Origin of the sequence: Bradyrhizobium sp. CCBAU 21365, from assembly GCF_015291305.1 — a bacterium.
GTDB lineage: Bacteria > Pseudomonadota > Alphaproteobacteria > Rhizobiales > Xanthobacteraceae > Bradyrhizobium > Bradyrhizobium elkanii.
In genome coordinates, this window is record NZ_CP030036.1 from 2,219,771 (window position 1) to 2,239,369 (window position 19,599).

General features: G+C 60.3%; 16 protein-coding genes and 1 pseudogene. 8 read left to right on the plus strand and 9 right to left on the minus strand.

Features of this window, described 5'->3' with window-relative positions; all coding sequences use genetic code 11:
* Window positions 1–245 precede the first annotated feature (245 nt).
* Window positions 246–2,465, plus strand: a complete 2,220-nt coding sequence (locus XI02_RS10460) for a hypothetical protein (RefSeq protein WP_026192329.1) — start codon at window positions 246–248, stop codon at window positions 2,463–2,465.
* Window positions 2,466–3,643: 1,178 nt separating this feature from the next.
* On the opposite strand, the gene XI02_RS46285 is transcribed toward XI02_RS10460, so the two are convergent.
* Entirely contained in the window at window positions 3,644–3,754 is a 111-nt protein-coding gene (locus tag XI02_RS46285; protein ID WP_077230994.1) for a hypothetical protein, read from the minus strand.
* A gap of 847 nt (window positions 3,755–4,601) precedes the next feature.
* On the opposite strand from XI02_RS46285, the gene XI02_RS10465 reads away from it, so the two are divergent.
* The gene (locus XI02_RS10465; protein WP_018269959.1) at window positions 4,602–4,808 is read left to right on the plus strand and encodes a hypothetical protein; all 207 of its coding nucleotides are present in this window, start codon (window positions 4,602–4,604) and stop codon (window positions 4,806–4,808) included.
* A 723-nt stretch (window positions 4,809–5,531) separates the two neighbouring features.
* Here XI02_RS10465 and XI02_RS10470 read toward each other — a convergent pair.
* From XI02_RS10470 to istA, 4 genes and pseudogenes are all read right to left on the minus strand, one after another.
* Entirely contained in the window at window positions 5,532–6,413 is an 882-nt protein-coding gene (locus tag XI02_RS10470) for a hypothetical protein (RefSeq protein WP_125459151.1), read from the minus strand.
* A 118-nt stretch (window positions 6,414–6,531) separates the two neighbouring features.
* Window positions 6,532–7,295 (minus strand): annotated as a pseudogene (locus XI02_RS10475) (IS5 family transposase).
* A 219-nt stretch (window positions 7,296–7,514) separates the two neighbouring features.
* The gene (gene istB, locus XI02_RS10480) at window positions 7,515–8,324 is read right to left on the minus strand and encodes an IS21-like element ISBj11 family helper ATPase IstB (protein WP_016842034.1); all 810 of its coding nucleotides are present in this window, start codon (window positions 8,322–8,324) and stop codon (window positions 7,515–7,517) included.
* Complete coding sequence (istA, locus tag XI02_RS10485; RefSeq protein ID WP_080586188.1) at window positions 8,321–9,871, minus strand: IS21-like element ISBj11 family transposase; 1,551 nt, start codon at window positions 9,869–9,871, stop codon at window positions 8,321–8,323. The genes istB and istA overlap by 4 nt, the downstream gene beginning before the upstream one ends.
* Window positions 9,872–10,283: 412 nt before the next feature.
* Here istA and XI02_RS10490 point away from each other — a divergent pair, with 412 nt between their 5' ends.
* The 3 genes from XI02_RS10490 (at window position 10,284) to XI02_RS10500 (ending at window position 12,889) form a co-directional block, all read left to right on the plus strand.
* Window positions 10,284–11,738, plus strand: a complete 1,455-nt coding sequence (locus XI02_RS10490; protein ID WP_018269962.1) for an amidase family protein — start codon at window positions 10,284–10,286, stop codon at window positions 11,736–11,738.
* A 66-nt stretch (window positions 11,739–11,804) separates the two neighbouring features.
* On the plus strand, window positions 11,805–12,296 hold the full coding sequence (locus tag XI02_RS10495; protein WP_016842784.1) for a DUF302 domain-containing protein: 492 nt from the start codon (window positions 11,805–11,807) through the stop codon (window positions 12,294–12,296).
* Between the two features lie 20 nt (window positions 12,297–12,316).
* Window positions 12,317–12,889, plus strand: a complete 573-nt coding sequence (locus tag XI02_RS10500) for a TetR/AcrR family transcriptional regulator (protein WP_026192331.1) — start codon at window positions 12,317–12,319, stop codon at window positions 12,887–12,889.
* A gap of 179 nt (window positions 12,890–13,068) precedes the next feature.
* Here XI02_RS10500 and XI02_RS10505 read toward each other — a convergent pair whose 3' ends face one another.
* Complete coding sequence (locus XI02_RS10505; protein WP_016846311.1) at window positions 13,069–13,686, minus strand: hypothetical protein; 618 nt, start codon at window positions 13,684–13,686, stop codon at window positions 13,069–13,071.
* Window positions 13,687–14,228: 542 nt separating this feature from the next.
* On the opposite strand from XI02_RS10505, the gene XI02_RS10510 reads away from it, so the two are divergent.
* From XI02_RS10510 to tnpB, 3 genes are all read left to right on the plus strand, one after another.
* Window positions 14,229–15,893 (plus strand): ABC transporter ATP-binding protein, encoded by a 1,665-nt coding sequence (locus XI02_RS10510; protein WP_018269964.1) that lies wholly within the window; start codon window positions 14,229–14,231, stop codon window positions 15,891–15,893.
* Between the two features lie 403 nt (window positions 15,894–16,296).
* Window positions 16,297–16,770, plus strand: coding sequence for a transposase (locus XI02_RS10515; RefSeq protein WP_026192332.1), 474 nt, complete (start codon window positions 16,297–16,299; stop codon window positions 16,768–16,770).
* Complete coding sequence (gene tnpB, locus XI02_RS10520; protein ID WP_050999495.1) at window positions 16,767–17,072, plus strand: IS66 family insertion sequence element accessory protein TnpB; 306 nt, start codon at window positions 16,767–16,769, stop codon at window positions 17,070–17,072. The genes XI02_RS10515 and tnpB overlap by 4 nt, the downstream gene beginning before the upstream one ends.
* Here the strand turns inward: tnpB and XI02_RS45220 are convergent.
* The 3 genes from XI02_RS45220 to XI02_RS10530 are packed head-to-tail and all read right to left on the minus strand — an operon-like array spanning window position 17,060 to window position 19,477.
* The gene (locus tag XI02_RS45220) at window positions 17,060–17,470 is read right to left on the minus strand and encodes a hypothetical protein (RefSeq protein WP_233475739.1); all 411 of its coding nucleotides are present in this window, start codon (window positions 17,468–17,470) and stop codon (window positions 17,060–17,062) included. The two genes, tnpB and XI02_RS45220, sit on opposite strands and share 13 nt — an antisense overlap.
* The gene (locus XI02_RS10525; protein WP_063710720.1) at window positions 17,463–19,151 is read right to left on the minus strand and encodes a recombinase family protein; all 1,689 of its coding nucleotides are present in this window, start codon (window positions 19,149–19,151) and stop codon (window positions 17,463–17,465) included. The genes XI02_RS45220 and XI02_RS10525 overlap by 8 nt, the downstream gene beginning before the upstream one ends.
* Window positions 19,148–19,477: a hypothetical protein gene (locus XI02_RS10530; RefSeq protein WP_157183414.1), complete on the minus strand. Its 330-nt coding sequence runs from the start codon at window positions 19,475–19,477 to the stop codon at window positions 19,148–19,150. Before XI02_RS10530 ends, XI02_RS10525 begins: the two co-directional genes overlap by 4 nt.
* Window positions 19,478–19,599 lie beyond the last annotated feature (122 nt).

The window sequence follows — 19,599 nt, forward strand, 5'->3', positions numbered from 1 at the left end:
TTTTGGCGGGATCACGCCGAAGCAACGTTACGGTGCGGTCATGCACTGCAGCGGATGATCCCCGATTTGATGCGCTCATCCGCTGCATCGCTGCCTGTTGCAGCACTGGCAGCCTCGATGAACCGGAGCCCACGGTGATCCGGCCATTTTCTGTGTAGCCCGGAAAGAGCTGTTCGTCAGCTGCCCGTCAGCCAAGCTGTCTAATCAGACAGGCTGCGCATTCTCGATTCGATCGGAGATTGGATATGACGGGCATTGGCCGAGCTGGCAAATCGCACGTTGAGCCTGCAGAAGCTGATAGCATGTGGGGATCGGGCGGGGAGCCTGGACCGGTCTCCGGAGAAGCCAGGCAATCGTTCGATTCCGTCGTGGAGCGGATGCACTCCAGGTCTCAAGATGGAATGGCGCCGCTCGTCGGCGAGCCGCCGGCTTCGGATGTGGCTGTCCCGACGAGAGACGAGGTCAGAGCAGCGCAGAAAAAAATGCGCGGCCTACTTGTGGCCTTTGTTGGTGCTTCTAAAACGGCGGCCGGCCAAGCGCGGAACCGGTCGGAGGCGCAGGACCTGATTGATCAAGTCGTCAAGGCGGGCTCGGAAGTTCTGGACTATTATGCGAGCTTCCCTCCCGACGTGGCACGCAGCCTTCTTTCCGACGATCAGGCTTGCGGAGTCAGAGTCGAGACTCTTGCTGCGGGGGACCAATGCAACGCCGTGGCTACCTCGATTGTCTACGACCTGGAGGCCGGTAGAGAGAAAGCCGCAGCCGTGCTCGAGCAGCTGCGCAAAGCCAACGCTGCGCCCGCCCAGCTAAGCCGAGCGGTGTCGACCGTGGCGAAGCACTACATGGCCTGCATGGAGTGGTGGGGAAAGAAGGCATTGCGCTCGGAACGGATGCAGTCCGTCTGCGTGGCCACCGCCAGCTTGCCGGGGTCCACGCCCGAGATGCTACGCCTGCATACCGGCTGGGCACTTTTTACGAAGTGCACGTATCTGCAATCGCGGATCGCTCTCGCGCGGCTCCTGATCGAATCGCGGGCGAGCACGCTCGAACCAGCGCTGAGTAACGCCCTCATCGGTGAGGACGGGCGGATGCGTCTGCTCGGGACCTTCATCAACGATGTTGTTCCGGCATTCGCGTCGACGGGCGAAGCCGTTCTGTACAACCGCGGAGCGGCGCTCGACGCGGAGCACAGCACCGTTTTGGAAGGGGTCATGGAACGGCTTTCTGAATTTGCGTCGGGGGTGCACGGCATCGTCGCTGGGCTGAGGGATGCTGGAATGGGGGCGGACACTCCATTGGACCTGTTGGACCAGATCGAGGAAGCTGCCTGGGTCACCGCAAACGACGTCACGCGGTTTTTGGCGGTGCAGCCAAAGACACCCGCCGTGATCGAGCCGCCCGCCAACTGGATACCGGAAAATACCGGCGCAGTGTCTGAGGGCCAGGCTGCGCGCAAGAAGGGAAAAAGCAAGCGCACACCGGCGGCAGGTGAGGGGAGTTCGGCGGCCGGTCTACGCGAGGCGCAGGTCGCCAGGCCCGACGCTGCTTCGGCTCCGACAGGTAAGGTCATCGTTCTCTCGGATCTGGGCACCAAGAAGCTTGCGACCCCGGAAGAGGCGGCACGCGCAAAGGAATCATCGTCAACGGCCGGCCAGGAAATGTGGCGTGCTCCGCCCTCCAGGAAAGCGCTGAACGGATTGCTCAATAGATTGGACGAGCTGCTGCAGTTCGATCTTCCAGCGCAGCAAAGCGCCGTCTCGCAAACGCGCCAAATGAAGCCCGAGGATGCCGGCCACATCGTGGATCTCGTCGTTAAGCGCCTTCAGACGCAAGCCGCCGAGATCGAGGCCTGTGTAGCGGCGCTAGAGGAACCTCGCCGACGTGGCCTGCTTACGCCTGCGCAGGTGCCTGAAGTGCACGAAAAAATAGTCCGGCTCAAGGCGATGTGGTCCGAGGTGCAGGGACAGGCAAATTCTTTGAACGCGCGGAAGGCTGCGATCACGATGGATTGCATGAAGACGTACGCCTTTCCGTCGCAGAAGTACCTTGAATACCTGCGGGCGGCCGATGAGTTGACGTCTGCCGATCCGCCGCGTGCGTTGAAGGGGGAGCCAGGCACGCTGTTCGAGATCAAGCTGCAGCCCAGGGCACTGAGCAATGGTGCGATGCCGGATCCGGTGTGGGTGCACATCCATACGAAGAGGCCGGTATATGTCTCGCAATTGGCGACGCTGGATGGCGCCGAGTTCGCTGCTTGCCACGTGAAGTCCAATGAACAGCGCGGCTACAATCGGCTCTGGCAGAATGCTCGAGCTGCAATGGGACACGAAGACGTGTTGATCCACCGCGGCAGGCTTGCGCCGGCGTTCTGCAAGTCCTTGTTCAGCAGAGGTGGCGGCCAGCCATGGTATCCCCGTCTTGAGGCGGAGTTCGGCTCGATGCAACTCGCTCGACACGGGATGTAGTGCGCGTATCTGGCGAGGAAGTGCCGCTTGGGCTGCGCTGAGTAGTGGTTCGGCTGGCTGAAGCCGGTGAATCTCAAGCGATTTCCGAGTGATCGGCGTTCCGCGAGAACGCACACCGTGGGCCGGTTTGACGAATCGAATTGACGATGCACAATAAGGTGGGCCTGTCCGTTTGCTACCCCCGGATGTGGCCACGACGGTCCCAGCATCGGCCTCCATGGCCCCCAGAAGGTGCTGGGACCTGTTCGTTCTGCACTCTCGATCGGGTGAATAGTTCGTTTCTCGCTTGCCGGATTCTCACGTAGGCCGCGCTCTCGTTTGTTCTTTGTCGCGCTGGCCGGGCTATCCCGCTCATTCTGGTTGGTAACCCGTCGAAGTTGAGGCAGAAACGACGGATCGCGCGCAGAGATTGACATGCAGATCTGCGCTGCAAGATCTGTACTCGGCGTCTGCCGCATCGCCTGGACCCGCTCCTCAAAGATTTTCCCACGGTTCGCAAATCGCACCTGATTCAATGGTCGAACGGCTGTTCCATCGTGGTCTCCTGCCGGATTCGGACCAGCCGACGATGACCTGTGAATCCAAGGTCACCGCTACACGGCCGGTTTCGATGGTTCCAATTGCGTTCGTCTTGTTCATAACCCTGCGGAGGACCAAGTGGGGTTGGGGCAGGCCGGGCGAGACTTCGGAGCCTTATTCACGGAGAACCGGCGCTTCGGAACGCCGCTACCACGCCAATGGGCGACACCTGCTCTCATGGATAAGTTGCGCGAAGAAGGTTTCATGCCGACCGCAAACACCCCCAAAACAATCCAGCTTAACGGAAGAACCTACCAAGCCGAGTTGGCCGAAGGAGGGTTCGTTAAGCTTACGCGGGTATGAGACGCAACCCGACTGTGACCGATCGCGCGCTGGGCTAGAACCCTGCGATCGCTTCGGTTGTTGTTGCCGACATAGGCAATTCATCGCTCTGCAGCGAGTTGCTCGCGCCGCCAGTGGGTACGCATCGTCGGACCCCTGGCAGGCAGCGAGACGCCGATCGAGGCGATTGCGGTAAGCTGCGTCGTTGCGCAAGGCCGGCGTCGAGCATCCCTCGACAATGCTTCAACATTGCTCTCAGCTGACGGCAAGACAGTCGCAACCGCGTCGCTCCCTAGGCGATGTGCGAATGACCAGCGCTATCGCCGAGCGAGCGGAATGCAGCACCAGTCTTGCCGATGCGCTCGATCAAGCTCATTTAGCTGGCGGGTGCTGCGGCCGAGCCGGTCCAGCCTCGTCACCAGCACCACGTCGCCGGGGTGGAGGCGCTACCATCAACGTGGTGAGTTGTGGCCGATCGGCGCGGCACCGCTGATCATCTCGCGGTAGATCGCGGTCGCCGGCTGCCTTTAGGAGTTGAACTAGCGGATGAGATGTCGATCCTGGATGCTAACGCGGCATATCCGAGAATGGTCATTTGGTGCTTCTACGTCTGCAGAAGCTATCGCCTCGGTGATAATTCGTTTGGGCCATGATTCTTCTCGTTGGCAGTGAGTACCGTGTGGATTTTGTAAGGGCAGCCGCGATCGGGACCTTCGAGCAAGTCTGAGGTGATGGTTGCAGTCAGTGCCGCCGTCGCTGCGCGACGAAGTCGGCCGCGCGCTCAGCAACAATATCGCCCTCGGTGGCAAGTTCTGGTCAGGAATGCAGTCTCGCTGAATTAGCAGTATGCCGCCGTACTTGAACGGGCCGAAGCCATGCGGTGTAGCCTCTAGCGCAGCCGAACAAACGAATGGAATTTCAGCGATCGCGCAGTCGTCGCATCCGTCATAATGAGTTCGCTTGTGCACTCATCAGGAATGTGACTCACCGCCTCGGGCAGCACGCGTCCAGCCTCCAAGCCGTGCAAGTCATTGGGCCGAGACGATGCAGTTACCGCGTTGTCCGATTGCTCAGATCAATGCGGACCGCTTAGAGGCCGGCGAGAAGCCGACCATAAACGGCTTCTCCGAGCAACTCATAACCGAGCCCGCAAAGATGTCCGAACTCATCCATCCCGTAGATAGGCCTGATCAAGAAAATCAATTTTACCACTTGTGGCAACGTCATATATCCATGAGGACGGCTTGGGGCCGATCTTAAGGGAGCGACTCTGGAATGAAAAAATTGCTGTTTGTGACTGCGAGCGCCGCCGCGCTTGCAACGGCGGCAGTGCCGGCCTGTGTTGCTGAAGCCGCCGCTCAACCCGTCGCTGCCAAGGTGCAGGTCGCCGACACGTCATATCCTCAATGCGCGGACGACCCGTTGAATGGTATCTGCGATCTGTTTTTTTGTTTGACCGATCCGGCGTGCGTACAGCACTAACCACCGGATACAAACCAAGCAGAAAATGAGGATCGAGGCCTCGCGGCGCGGCCGCTCGTGGGAACAGCGGCCGCGTCCTCTTGCGTAAAGAAATTTGCGCGCCGCCTCTGAAGCCGTTCCGGTTCCGCCGCTGGAGCATGATCGCAAGGAACGGATGAGGATGTTCCAGCACAGAGTGGCCATCAATGATCATGCAAAAGCACTCCGCGGAGCTGCACGTTATCATCCGAGCGCGGGACGAGAATCTAAAACGATAGCAATCGTTGATTAAATTGAGATCTCGGCTCTCGATATGGAAAGGCCTAGCGACCGCGCGGGGTATCGCAGCTCCGTCAACCGTTAGTAGTCATAGGTCCGACGAAAGCCATTCCAATGCGTTCACCAGGAGAGTTCTTCTGGTGATCTAACGGTAAGTGCAGGCCGAAGAGCCCTGTCCATATCCTTATGGCTTGCCGGGATGCGTGACAGAGTGCGCGCCAGACGGCGCCTCCCTTCGCGAGCGACCCGCCTCCAAAAGACGAATCTATCTAACGGAAAAAGGGCTAAACGGCATGCAACGACAGGGGTAAACGATAACGTCCAGTGTCGCGTTCTCTGCCGATAGCCCCGCGATACACGCCGACACAGTCTAGCTCCATCGTGCCGATGGGCGAGAACGTCCAATTCTCAACCTTTCTTTGATGTAGCAGGTGTTCTAACCGGTGGTTGTTGATGGTGAAGCTCTCAACATAGTTGCCGAACGAAGCGTTCCGCCCACAGGAAGCGAACCAAGGCGCTGGTTGCAGCAACTTGCGTTGTTAATACCCTATTCAAGAGCGCCATAACGGACTCTCGCGAAACCAAGCCGAAGTCGGCCAGGGCGCAAGAGGAAAGCTGCGATGAAATCGTGTCTGCACGAGCCGCAATCGCCTTTGGTAACACAAGCGCGAAAGTCTCCTTTGCATAACCGTGCGGAAACACATCGCAGCGCAGCCGATTACGCAGGTAGGAACGGAATATTTCCTTGCCCGCGCGAAGTGCAAGCGGAAGCTTCGCTGCAGTATTAATCAATCTCGGATCGCCTAGCGGGCGAACGGGCCAAAGTCCTCGCCTTGCGAGTGGACGAGCATGACAAAGGCTTGCGAGCAGAAATGTGGATACGGTCGCGCTAAGCGGCGCGCTGAAAAGGAAGGATGAATGAGCGGCGTCGAGCGCGCGATTTGTCAACAGGCCGTCTGCAAGTTCAACGGCGATCTCCAGGTGACGTGAAGACGAAGATCTTGAGCCGCCCTCCTCGGCGGTGGAGCAAGCGCAAAGCTTGTCGCCGCCTATGCCGGACCAGACGATTTCGTAGCCGTCCGCGCGAAAGCTGTCGCAGAGCGCCTCAAATGCCTCCAGGCAATACTCTGAAGTGAGTGGCAGGCGTCGTTCTGGGGCAAGATCCAGATCAATCGCCGGCATGTGGGTATGCATTTCAAGGGGGTGATCGCGGCAATTCAGTGCGCTCAGAATGCGCGCTCGCCGATCAGACTGCCTGGGGCTGCTCCCGTCGCCCAACAGGATGCCGCCACACCTTACGGTTTTCACGCTTTTGCCAACAGCAATCGCGACCGAAGCCGAATCCATACTTCCGCTCAGCTCCACAGCGCTTGCACAAATGCCCGTTGGCCGCGAGAGCACAACGTCCTGCAAAGTATCCGCAAACTCAAGGAGACCATTGCTCTGCTCCGGCCCAGAGAGCTCGTTAGGGCGTGCACTCATAACGCGCAGCCAGCCATAGGCGGATAGAGGCGAGTTGGACGAAGGCAAGGTAGTTTCCCGCAAGCCTGTCGTAACGCGTCGCCACACGACGACATTGGTTGATCCTGTTGAAGAGCCGTTCGACCTAGTCGCGAGCGCGGTAGAGATAGGAGCTGAAGCAGATCGGATCGCTGCGATTGCGTTTCGGCGGGATGTTGGCCCACGACCCCTTTTTCATGGCAAGCTCTCTTATCCAGTCGGCGTCATAGCCACGGTCGGCAAGCAACATTGACCCGAACTTCAGATGAGAGAGCAGTTGTCCTGCAAGTCGAACGTCGTGGGCCTCGCCGGGGCTCAACGTCAACCGTACCGGCAAACCATTGCTATCGACCACCGCGTGGATTTTGCTCGTCAAGCCGCCGCGCGACCTTCCCATCGATAGGCGCTCGTTCCTTGTGATGCAGGCCCCATGTTGATGCCGCGGACAATCGAGTTGTCGATCATTTGGACAGCGGCATCATGGGCAGCCGCAAGTGCGTCCATGATGCGGCTCCAGACGTCAGCTCGCCGCCACCTAACGAAGCGGTTGTAGCAAGTGGTGTAAGGACCGAACGCCGCCGGCAAATCGCGCCAAGGTGCTCCGGAACGCAAGACCCAGAAGATGCCATTGAGGACACGACGGTCGTTAACCCGAGGAACGCCGCGCGGCTTGTTCGGCAGCATCGGCTTGATGGCAATCCATTCATGATCGGCGAGTTCGTAGCGCATGATTCCAGCCCCCAGTTTGGGAGTTTGAATCACAGGGGGTCTGGCCTGACGCGACGCTTCCGGGCAGGCCCCGGTTGGACGCTTACGTATAGCGCGACGATCTGGGTCGGAAGAGCGCGGCGATCAGGATGGCGAGTCAGTGTCGCGGCGCGATGATGATCGCCGCGATGATTGTCGCGCGCAAGAGTTTTGTTTGCTTTGATTGTCGCGGAGCGTCAATCAAGCGAGCGTTTTTTGTGTCGCGTGCTCCGGTGGCCGCCCTGGACCACGCTTTCGCTCGAGGGCAGTCCGCCTGCGATAGCTCTCGACGTTCATCTCGACGATGGTGGCGTGGTGAACAAGGCGATCGATCGCCGCGAGGGTCATAGCTGGGTCCGGAAAGACCTTGTTCCATTCTCCAAAGGGCTGATTGGCGGTGATCAGCAAAGAGCGTCGCTCGTAGCGTGCGCTGATGAGCTCGAACAGCACACTGGTCTCGGCCTGGTCCTTGGTGACATAGGCAAGATCGTCAAGGATAACGAGATCGAAGCGATCGAGGCGGTTGATGGCACCCTCGAGGTTGAGTTCGCGGCGCGCCACCTGGAGCTTCTGCACGAGATCGGTGGTGCGGGTGAAGAGGACGCGCCATCCGTTCTCGATGAGAGCCAAGCCGATTGCTGCTGCCAAGTGACTCTTGCCGCCACCGGGCGGACCAAACAGCAGCAGATTGGCGCCCTTGTTCAACCAGCCGTCGCCGGCGGCGAGCGCGGTCATTTGCGCCTTGGAGATCATCGGTACGGCTTCGAAGTCGAAGCTGTCAAAGGTCTTTCCGGTGGGCAGCCGCGCCTCGACGAGATGGCGCTCGATGCGGCGACGGCTGCGTTCAGCGATCTCGTGCTCTGCAATGGTGGCGAGGAAGCGCGCCGCCGGCCAGCCTTCCTTATCGGACTGCTCGGCAAATTGCGGCCACAGCACCTTGATGGCGGGCAGCCGCAGCTCGTTGAGCAACAGATTGAGGCGCGCGGTGTCGACTACGTTGGTTGTGCTCATGCGGCACCTCCGATCTCGGCAGTACCGATGAGGCATTCATAGGTGGCGAGCGGTGCGAGGCGCACCACGACGTTCGGCATCTGGGCGGGATCCGGGGCGAAGTGAGTACGTAGCCGGTTGAGGTCGGGCAGCCGGCCGTCGTTCAGGTCGGCCGTGAGCTGATCGGCGAGTTCGGCCTCGCAACCGCGCTCATGGGCGAGTGCGAGGAGATCGACCATGATCCGGCAGGCCTTCTTGTCCGGTAAGCGTTTGCGCAAGACGTCGAAGGCTCGGCGGTAAGCTTCCCGGGGGAACAGCTGGTCGCGGTAGACCAGGTTGAGGAGCGCCATCGGCTTGCGCCGCAAGGAATGGATCACGTGCCGATAATCGACGACCTGATCGTGCTTGCCATTGGGATGCGGCCGCCCGCGCGGCAAGGTGAGGAGATGCGTGCCGCCGACAAACACGTCGAGGTGATCGTCATACAGGCGCACCCGCAGCCGATGGCCGATCAAGCGCGACGGCACCGTGTAGAACACCTTGCGCAAGGTGAAGCCGCCGGACGATGTCACGTGGACGATCACCTCTTCATAGTCCGACGTGCGGCGGTCCGGCAGATCCTGAAGTGCGGTACGTTCGCTGTCGATCCGCTTGGCGTTGCGGGCATTGCGGCGGCTGACGATCTCATCGATGAAGCCACGATAGGCAGCGAGATCGTCGAAGTCGGCGGTGCCACGCAGCAACAGCGCGTCGCCGACCGCCCGCTTGAGATGGCCATGCGAACTCTCGATCGCCCCGTTCTCGTGGGCGATGCCACGATTGTTGCGGGAGGGGCGCATGCCGTAATGGGCACAGAGGTCTTCGTATCGCCGCGTCAGATCGTCTTTGGCGTCGCGGTCGAGATTGCAAAAGGCGGCCGACAGGCTGTCGGTGCGATGCTCCCGTGGCGCTCCACCGAGTGACCACAAGGCATTCTGCAGGCCTTCGGCCAGAGCGATGAAGCTCTCACCGCCGAGCACGACATGGGCGTGCTCAAACCCGGAATAGGCCAGCCGGAAGTGATAGAGACGATGGTCGAGCGGCACGCCCGCGATCGTGACACCCAATTCGCCCATGTCGGTGAAGTCGGACAGGCCGCGCTGACCGGGTTCGTGGGTCTGCCGGAAGATGACCTCCTGCTCCTCGCCGTGGATCGCCCGCCAGGCCCGGATCCGGCGCTCCAGCGTGCGACGGATGCCGGCGCCGAGCTCAGGATGGCGTCGGAGCAACTCCTCGAAGATCGTGACCGGCCGCACACCGGGGGCGGCCTTCAGCATCGGCACGATCTCTGTCTCAAATACGCGGGCCAAGGGATCTGGCCGGCGACGGCCGCGAGGAGCCTTCTTCTGCGACGGAAGGCGTCGATCCTGCTCGATCCGGTAAGCGGTCGAGGTGCTGAACGACGCCTTGGCGGCGGCCACGGGCGGGCTATCGGTCTGACGGTACTTCATGTAGAGCCTCATTTGGTGATCGGTAATGTGTCGGCCTGGCACGCGAGTGATTCCTCTTGGCGGAAGAACCACTTGCATAACCAGCCGGCCGCGATCACCAGTCGGCGCGGTCCGCTGTGGATCGCGCCGACGCCGGGCTCGTAACTCCGGTCGGGCTACGCCCTCCCTGCGTCACGAGCCCGGCGTAGCCCTCTCATCATGGTCGACGCTCCACTTCCATCCTGTTCGCCGCGCGGCACGCTTACGGGGAAGCGGACGTCAGCCAGCCGACTATCTCCGCAGAAACCGTCGAAAATGACCCATTGCAGAAGTCGCTGAACCAATCATTGCTCGCAACCGTCCATCGGCACTTCACGCGCATGTGTCCCCAGCAGGTCGCCACCCCGATTGAATTACGATTGTAATTTAATATTATGACCGTAATGGCATTGAGCTGGACCACCGTTAGGTGGCGGCCGGGTGCCGCCAAACAGCTCCTGGCGAGGATTTCGTGGACGACAAGACAACTGCCTCATCGCGACAAACCGCAGATGTCAGCTCGTTTGGGCTCGCAACCGCTGCAGCAGCGGTTCGCAACGGCGACATCACCTCCGAGGCCTACACGGCGGCTCTTTTACAGCGCGCCCGAGCGCTTGCCGAACTGAACGCCTTCATCACCATCGATGAGGCGGAGGTGCTGGCGGCCGCGAGGGCCGCAGACAAGTTGCGTGCGGCCGGATCGGCGGCCCCGCTCCTTGGCATGCCGCTTGGGGTGAAGGACAGTTATTTGACGAAAGGGCTACCCACCAGTCTGGGAATCGAAGGTCTGGCTCATTTTGTGCCGCGCGAAGATGCCGACGCTGTCCGGGCAATTAAGAAGGCGGGCGCGTTGATTTTCGGCAAGAACAACCTTGTCGAGATGTCTTACGGCTTGACCGGTCACAACGCACGTTATGGTCAGGTGAAGAATCCGCACGCGCGGGATCACATGTCAGGCGGCTCCTCAAGCGGCTCCGCCGCATCCGTGGCTGCTGGACTGGTTCCCGCGTCCTTGGGCGGTGACACCGTTGGGTCCATCCGGGTACCCGCATCGTTCTGTGGAGTCGTGGGCTTCAAGCCAACCACCGGGCGTTGGCCGCGCAACGGCGTTGCTCCGATCTCCCATACACTCGACACGACGGGCGTGTTTGCCCGAAGCGTTGAGGACTGCATTCTGGTTGACCACGTCGTGACTGGCGAACAGGCTGCGGAGTCCTCCGACGGCGACTACGGCTTAAAGGGAGCCCGGCTCGCCTTCGCCCCGCGACAGTTCCTGGATCTGGTTGACCCCGAAGTCGAGTCCCGATTCCGTGCGGTGGTGCGGCAACTGCAGGACGCCGGCGCCGAGGTCGTGGAAATGGACCTTGGCCGCGACTTCAATTCCCTCGTCCAAACGGCAACATGGGGCATCTTCGCTCATGAGACGATGGGCGCGATTTCGGAGTTTCTTCGGCGCCACGCGATTCCGACCGCGTTTGAGGCCATTTACGAAAGCCTTAAGCCTCAGCTTCGGCAGGCGTGGGAGCACATCGTATTGCCAGGTGGTGCAGGTGCTACCTCGGCAGAGGCCTATCAGATGGCGCTCAACGTGAGCCGGCCGGAAATCCAGCGTCGCCTCAACACGGCGTTCGTCGCTCATGGGGCGTGGGTCATTCTGCAACCGACCACGCCCTGCACGGCGCCTTCGATCGGGGAGCAGGCGACCGTCCACATCGCGGGGCAGGACGTCAGCTACCTCGCTCTGGCGAACCACACGGTGTCGGCAAGCAGCGTGGGACTGCCCGGTATCAGCCTTCCTGTCGGCCTGTCTCGCGCGGGGTTGCCGATCGGGCTCGAACTGGATGGCCCTCTAGGAAGTGATCAGCGGCTTCTAAACCTTGCCCGCGGTATCGAAGGCATCTTGGGTGCCAAGTCCGGTTCAACCTAGTGTCGTGGTTGCTTCGCGTCGCGAAGGGGGCCTGCAGACAGCGACAAAAGATTAGAGGATCACCAGATGTCCAATGCACTGCACTCAACGCGTGCCATTCCGGTCGAGTACGTTACCATCCGCTCAACACAGCCCTTCGAGGACGTTCGAGCCAAGCTCGCGACCTTGGCGCGGCGCATCGATGACGGGATATTCACTCTCCTGCGATACGGCGAAAGTGAGCGCGCCCTTCGAGAGTTGGAGGCATCTTCGCCGCTCACCATTTTCGGGCAGGGTGACCACGGCGCGCTCCTAGCTGTTGCTCAGCTGACACGACGATCCATCCAGTTTGATATCGGAAATCCGCTCACCGCGTCCAAGATGACCCGCCATCGATTGTCGGCGGGGCTGTACGCACCCATCCGCGTCCTTCTGCGCGAGGATGAAGATGGCGGTGTCGCGTGTGGATATGATCGGCCGGCATCCCTGTTCAGTCAGTTTGGCAGCGAACATGTGAATGCAGTTGCCCAGCAACGTGATCGCGACCTCCAGGCCCTATTGGAAGCGGCCGCAGCTTAACGGATATCGAAGGAGTGGAGATGCGTTTCGAGAAAGGACACAAGGCCGCGACGCGACGACACATCATCGATGTAGCCTCGAAGTGCATACGCCAAGACGGTATCTCCGCCGCCGGGATCGCCGGGATCATGGGCGAGGCCGGTCTGACTAAGGGCGCATTCTCTCCGCACTTCGGGTCCAAAAACGCACTCGTTCGCGAGGCGCTGGCGAGCGCGCTTAGCGACCAACAACATCGCCTCGATGAGGAACAGCGGCCGGGCCTGTCCCTCGAGGGGGCGATCCGGAGATACCTCAACCGCGCTCACCTCGAAGACCCGGCGGACGGGTGCCCTTCGGCGGCGTTGCTCCCGGAAATCGCACGCCAGCCCCTGTCCACTCGGCAGGACTACGAGAAAGCGCTGCGAAGCTACGTTTCGTCGCTGGCTGCACTACTTCCGGGTGCCGACTCTGCAGCGAGCCGCCGCCGTGCGACCGCCATCTTCGGTCTCATGGTGGGCACTCTCCAGTTCGCGCGGGCCGTCCCCGACACCATCCAGGCAGAGCAGATCCTGGAAGGCGGCGTTGAGGCCGCGCTCCAGTTGGCGAGAGTTTGATCTTGCTAAGTTAGGAACAATGGAGCGGTGCGGGAAGATTTGTCACACAGCCGGAACGAGCCAACACTCCGGACGCCCACTAGTCTGACCGCCGGCAATGTCTCCTTCTGGCCATCGCGACATATTGTGCTGCCGCACGAACTTGGTCGCTATTGGAGCAAAGCGGACGTAGTCACCAGTCACATGAGCCGCCAAGTTTTATAGGTACACGGCCTAGTGAACGGATCTAATGAGCCGTACTCAAAAGAAGTTTCCGACCTGTCGACGTACAAGGTTGCGCCGGCAGTCGGTAAGTTAATCCCCGCGCAGGGCTGCCGCGCAGAGTAAAACGTTCTCATCGACAGGTGATGAGCTATGATCTCTGCATCAATCGCTCGCGATGTACCCAAAAAATCGACGAAATCCCAGGATAGTGTAACCGTACGGGTGCGTTCCTCCACGTGGAAGTAGATCGGCAGGCTGCCGATATGGCCAGCTCGTACCTGCAGGCGCGGACCTCGGCGGGCGGCCTCGATCACGACAAAATCGAGCGGCCAGTGCATGCATTGTTGGTAGCTCTGACGAAGCTGATCCGCAGAAGCGTTAGCTGTGGCGATGGGGTTGGTGCCGAACTCGTCTGCTACTCGTTGACGCTCCCGTATGACGAAGAACCATTGGTCGGAGTTCTTTAGCAACAAGCTCTCAAGGCTCTTATGCTGGAATGGCCGGATGTAGCTTTCACCAATTGCTATTGAGCAGTCTCTGACGGCAGGATCGAAGGTTTTCAGATCACCTATTCTCAGAGTAGCCTTGAGCATTGTTCTTGATACAAACTCGAGCCGCCCCTCGCGTGAGGGGCGGCAACAGAGCGTGAAGAATGATGCAATCAATCTTAAAGCCAGCCCTCCGTGGCACTATCGTTAGGTAGAGGTTCCTTTGGTGTCTTAAATAGTAGGGGGCGGCAGAACCGGTAGAGGAAGTTCAGTTGCATCGGACGCGGGCCGTTTGCGTGTGTCTGCAGTTGCACACTTCATGTCGTGTTCCTTACGGAGCGGGTTCTTGTCGTCTCGGCATCCTATGCTTCAGTAAGAAGCCGGGTAGTGTGGCGCGTCAGTTGTCGGCCACAACACGACGTATTTCATGTGAGACGCCGGGCGACAACCTACCAAGACTGGCGGGGTTGCATGACAGCGCTGGACAGAGCTCATTTGAAGTCCACTGGCGGTTAGCGATAGCAAATTTCGGTGAGCCAGCCATCGAGCATCTTTACGCGAGTTCGTTTGAAATCTAGACCGTGCGACAAGGCCATGCCGCTCTCTGCGCAAAGCAAAGCGCGCCGTTCCCTCGATGTGTCGCAGATATGTCAAAGTACACAGCGTTGTCGCCGATTTCCGAAATCTTGCATGCGTACTGGCGGTCCGATCGGTGCCTGCTTCTCGTCGTTGCCACGGTGGTGCTGATCTCAAGCGCGAGCAGCGTCGTAGCCCCCTATGTATTTTCGTCTCTGATTGATCGTCTGCCGCGCAGTGAAGGCGCGTCGGTGCTCGCCTGGGGACTCGCTGGCTATGCGGTCCTGCTTGGCATTGCTTCCGCATTTCAGCGTATGCTGCAGTATCTTTCCTTTATGACAGCAGAAAACCTAGGCTTCATCGCTGCAACTCGCTTTTTCGATCGAATCCTGAGAAAAACCGCAGCCTTTTTCCTTGAGCACAATCCCGTGGAAATACAGAGTGCGGCCGCGCGCGGCCGCAGCGCGTTGATCACGATGGTCCAGCTTGGAACTACGATCTTCTTCCCTGCTGCAACGCAGCTTTTGCTTACGATCGCTACTCTAGGTGCGCTCGTCAATATTCAGATCGCCGCAATCGTCGTCGCCTATGGGGCTGCCGCGATTACATTGACCTGGAGTTCGACGCGTCGGGCGCGCGTATTTCTGGACCGGGCCGTCGACGCCGGACAAGAGAATGCGCGTTTCGTCGGCAACGTCATGAATGCCATGGACACGTTGCGCCATTTTGGCAGTCATGCCTGGATGAGCCAGCGCTTTACGGTGAAAGCGCGGGAGGTGCGGGATAACTGTCGAGCCTACGTGCTTCAACGACTGCCCTACATCGCCGTGCTCGGCTTAGCCGTCGCGTTACAATTTGCCGTCACTCTTCTCCTTCTGGTTCCCGACTACCAGGCTGGCATGGTCACGATCGGCGACATTGTGCTGTTCAACACGCTTATACTCCAACTCAGTATGCCCTTCGAGATGGTCGCGCGCGCGATCTCGGACGCATCGAGGTCGCGCGCCGACCTCATTCCTCTCACCAGACTGTGGGGCGCACCAGAAGAGCGGCGAACGTCCCATACTCATGATTTCACGCCCTCCGCCGGCCAACTATCTTTCGAGGACGTTGGTTATGCCTACGAAAACGGTCGTGGCGTTACGAACGTCTCGTTTTTGGCTGGACGCGGCGGGATTACTTTTTTGGTCGGCGAAACGGGATCGGGGAAGTCGACAATCTTTAGGCTCGTCCTGAAATCAATCGAGCCGGACTGCGGCCGTATTCTGGTCGATGGAACCGATATAACGGGTATCGATCGCACGGATTGGTATGCTGCAGTTGCTGTCGTGCCGCAGGACGTGACGTTGCTCAATGTGTCGCTGGCCGACAACATTCTGCTAGGTCGGCCCCGCGATGAGGGACGCCTTCGCACCGCGTCGGAAAAAGCCGCTATTCTCCCGTTCATCGAGGCGCAGCCGGAAGGATTTGAAACAACCGTTGGAGAACGCGGTTTGAAGCTTTCAGGCGGGGAGCGCCAGCGTATTGCTATTGCCCGTGCGCTCTATGGCGAGCCGGCGATCCTTCTTCTCGACGAGGCCAGCTCCGCCCTTGACGAGCGAACCGAGCGGGACATCATGGACCATATTCGCAGCCTAGCGGAAGATGTGACCGTGCTGGCGATTACGCATCGCAGAGGCGTCATCTCTACAACCGACGTCGTGGTCGATCTGACCCCCTGCGCTTGTCAGACATAGGCAAGGCGGATGCTCAGCCCGCGCGTCTGCCGGTCTAAGAATGCCGGTTGCGGAATGTCTGCAAGTGAGACGAACCAAGCCATTGCCAACCCGGCCAGCGAATCTGGTGGCCAAAGCTGGACAGAACGGGACGTTCGAGCCGTCACGTCGTCTCGGGAATTCCCTGCCAAGGCTCATGTCAGCCGACCTGCGATTCAAACGCCGCGACACCCGGCCTGGAATAGGCAACAGCCGAACAGCCGGTCCAGTCGAGCTCAATTCGATCTGAGTCAGCCGAGTGATGCATCTGACCCAATATTACCCCACGCTCGTTTGAAAGTAATCGGCATGAGCCCCCCACCTGGGCATCGCGCGAATGAGCTGCGATACAGCCTGGTATGACCTGTTTTTTTGGAGGTGGGCTATGGCAGATGCCATGCATGAAGCCATGCTTGATGCCAGGCAGGAAGGCGGCTCCTATCGTCGGATCGAGGTGATCACGGGGCAGCGTCGGCGACGGCACTGGACGGCGGAAGAGAAGGCCCAGATCGTGGCGGAGAGCTTCGAGGAAGGGGCCAATATTTCCGAGGTCGCTCGGCGCCATGGCGTTGTCCGTGGGCTGCTGACGGTGTGGCGGCGCAAGTTCGCGACGGCAGCGAGCTTTCAGGCGCCAGGCTTCGTGCCGGTCCGGATCGCTTCCGAGAGCGGTCCGGCGACGGCAGACGAACCGGACCGGTTCGCGTCCGCGCATAAGGTGCTGCCGCAGATGGCATCGCCCCCAGGCAAGCTTGGCGGGATGATTGAGATCGAGGTGGGCGGGGCACGCATCCGGGTCGAGCCCGGAGTGGAGCTGGCGACGCTTTCGACAGTGCTATCGGCGCTTCGGGGCATCCGTTGATTGCATTACGGTCTGACCTCAAGGTGGTGCTGGCGGCACAGCCGGTCGACTTTCGCAAGTCGGTGCACACGCTGTCGGCGCTGGTTAGCGAAGCGCTGCGTGCGAACCCGTATTGCGGCGACGTCTTTGTGTTCCGCAGCAAGCGCGTGGACCGAGTGAAGCTTCTGGCGTGGGACGGCAGCGGCATGGTGCTGGTGACGAAGTGGCTGCACCAGGGGCGCTTCACCTGGCCGCCGATCCGCGATGGCGTGGTGCATCTCAGTGCGACGCAGCTCGCGATGCTGCTCGATTACGCATGTTGATGCCCCTCCTCGTGAGGCTCAGTGATTCTGAGATCGAGATGATTGAGCTCATGATTGCGTAGTTTTCGAACAGCCTCAATCACGCGCGACGTGTTGGAGAACAGATGTGCGCCGGAAGGATGACGATCGATCAAAAGGCGCCCTTGCCTGATCTGAACGTAGAGCCAATTCACGGGAATGTTCAATACGCCGGCAAGTTGCTGTGCGCTGAGCAAGTCGGTTGAATGGCGCCATCGTGTACGTTGCTCGGTAAGCCCCTTGAGGCCGGCGTGCAAGCGAATGCGCTGGACGGTGATAGGCAGCACCTTGTCGGGGCAACTTGGTGACCGTTGTCCTTCGCTCGTCAATATGGCAGCGATCTCGTCGTCGTGCATCTTGGCGCGGGCGAGCTCAAGCACGCGTTCTCGCATCTCCGCGCCTTGGGCGAGATCCGCTACTGAGTTGACGCGCATCTTTACCTCGATGTCGGTGACGGCTCCGCCGCGCCAAGACGATCCTCATCCTGACGGCGTCGTGCTCGCCGCGGTCGAGGATCACCTTGTCAATGAGACAGCGCAGCAGCGCCTTGCGTTTCCCGTCGGTCGTGCTCGGGGCCGTCCAGATCTCAGGCAGACGGCCGGAGAGGCGGACGACTTTGTCGTTCAGCGCCTTGTTGCCGACGGTGATCTGAGCGATAGCCTGGGGAGACTTCAAACGGGCCAGGGCCTCCTCTGCCGCTCGAGCATCCTTCAGAGCCGCCTCCCAACGGCGCTCGAGCTCGGCGGCGACGAGCCGGTTGTCGGGATCGACGCGGTTGAACTGACGTTCGGCGAGTGCTGCTTCGTAGCGTCGCCGCTCGAGCTGCTGCTCGGCATTGCTTCGTATTGCTTTGTACGTCTGTTGCTGAGCGCGACGAGCGCACGACAACGCGTCGATCTCGGCCGGCGCCAGCGCTGTAAGGAAGGCTTGCGCCACGGCGGCGTCGACGCGGGGAGCACGGATGTATTGGCACGTCGGCAACCCCTGATGTGAACGCAGGTGATTGCAGACGTACTCGGCGCGTCTCTTGTAGCGCGCGTACATCTTGTGACCGCATCTTCCGCACCTTGCGATGCCTTGCAGCAGTAGTTCGCCCTCACGTGGAGCCCCCCTGGTCTTGTTGCGCATGTATTCTGCTCGGTTGTCGATGACGATGCCCCTGATCTTCTCGTAGCTTTGCCAAGCAATATAGGGAGGATAGCGGTCCTTGACGATGATCCGCCACTGCTCGATCGGCTTCGGCACCTTCGTCGGTAATCTTCCGTCCGACGGTTTGCGCAGTCGTGTCCGTCCGTAAACGAAGGCGCCCGCATAGGCAGGATTCTTCAGAATCGCCGCGACCGCGGATGTCGTCGCCCGCGCCCAATGCAGATCCCCGTGGCGATTGCGGCGCGGCAGCTCCAGACCACGGTGGTTGAACTCACGCATGACCTTGGCAACGGTGCGCAGTTTCAGGAAGGTCTCGAACAGCAGCTCGAGCCGTTCCTGCACCTCCAGGTTCGGGTCCTTGACGACGACGCCAGAGGGATCGCGGACAAGGCCGATCGGTAAGGTGAGCGCAAGCTCACCGCGCTCCGCCTTGGCAAGAAGACCAGCCGTCAATCGACTACGTATCGTATGGAGCTCGAGCTCCGATATCGTCCCCTTTAGGCCGAGCAGCAGTCGGCCATTGGCGCTGCCAGGGTCATAGACGCCATCACGGTCGGCGATGAGGCAGCCGTGCAGCCCGCAGATATCGAGCAGCGGATACCAATCCGAGCAGTTGCGGGCGAGACGCGTCACGTCGATCGACAGGATCAGACCAACCTCGTTAAGACCAACACGTCCGACCAACTCCTTGAAGCCGCTGCGCTGAGCCGCCGACGCCCCACTGATGCCAAGATCAGCGTCGATGACGTCGATGCCAGCTTCGTGCCAGCCGAGCTCGATGGCGCGTTGGCGAAGCGCGTATTGCAATCGTAGGCTCTCTTGGTTGGTCACAACCTGGTGGGTCGTCGACTGCCGGATGTACACGACCGCGCGTCGCGCCAGGTGTATCGGCTTGACCAGCTCGGATTTCATGACTTGCCTCCGCCAGCACTGCGGCGACCTCGTTGACGATTTGGCGCTGCAGTGCCGTTGACAGCGTGGCCCAAAGGTCTTTCGGATCGATCGGCATCGTGTTCGAGCTGCTCAACCAGAGAGATCAGATCGTGTAGTGCCTCGACGCTCAGCTTCGTTCGATTCTCCATCGACATCTGTGGTTCGGTCGCCACGACCGGAATCAAAAGGCTGGCACCGTCTCGATATTCGACCTCGTACGAAAGCGGGAAGCCCCCGCCACGATGAACCGAGCGGCGAATGACGCGGAACGTGCGGCCGAACAGCGGATGCGTCGGTTCGCACACTGTAACTTCGATGGCAGGTGATTCGTCAGACTCCCCAGAGGGGATATTTCGATGTGCCCTCGCTCGACGGGCTGGAGTGGACGCGTGTCTCACCCAAGCCTGTGAAGCAGCCGGCCGTTGTC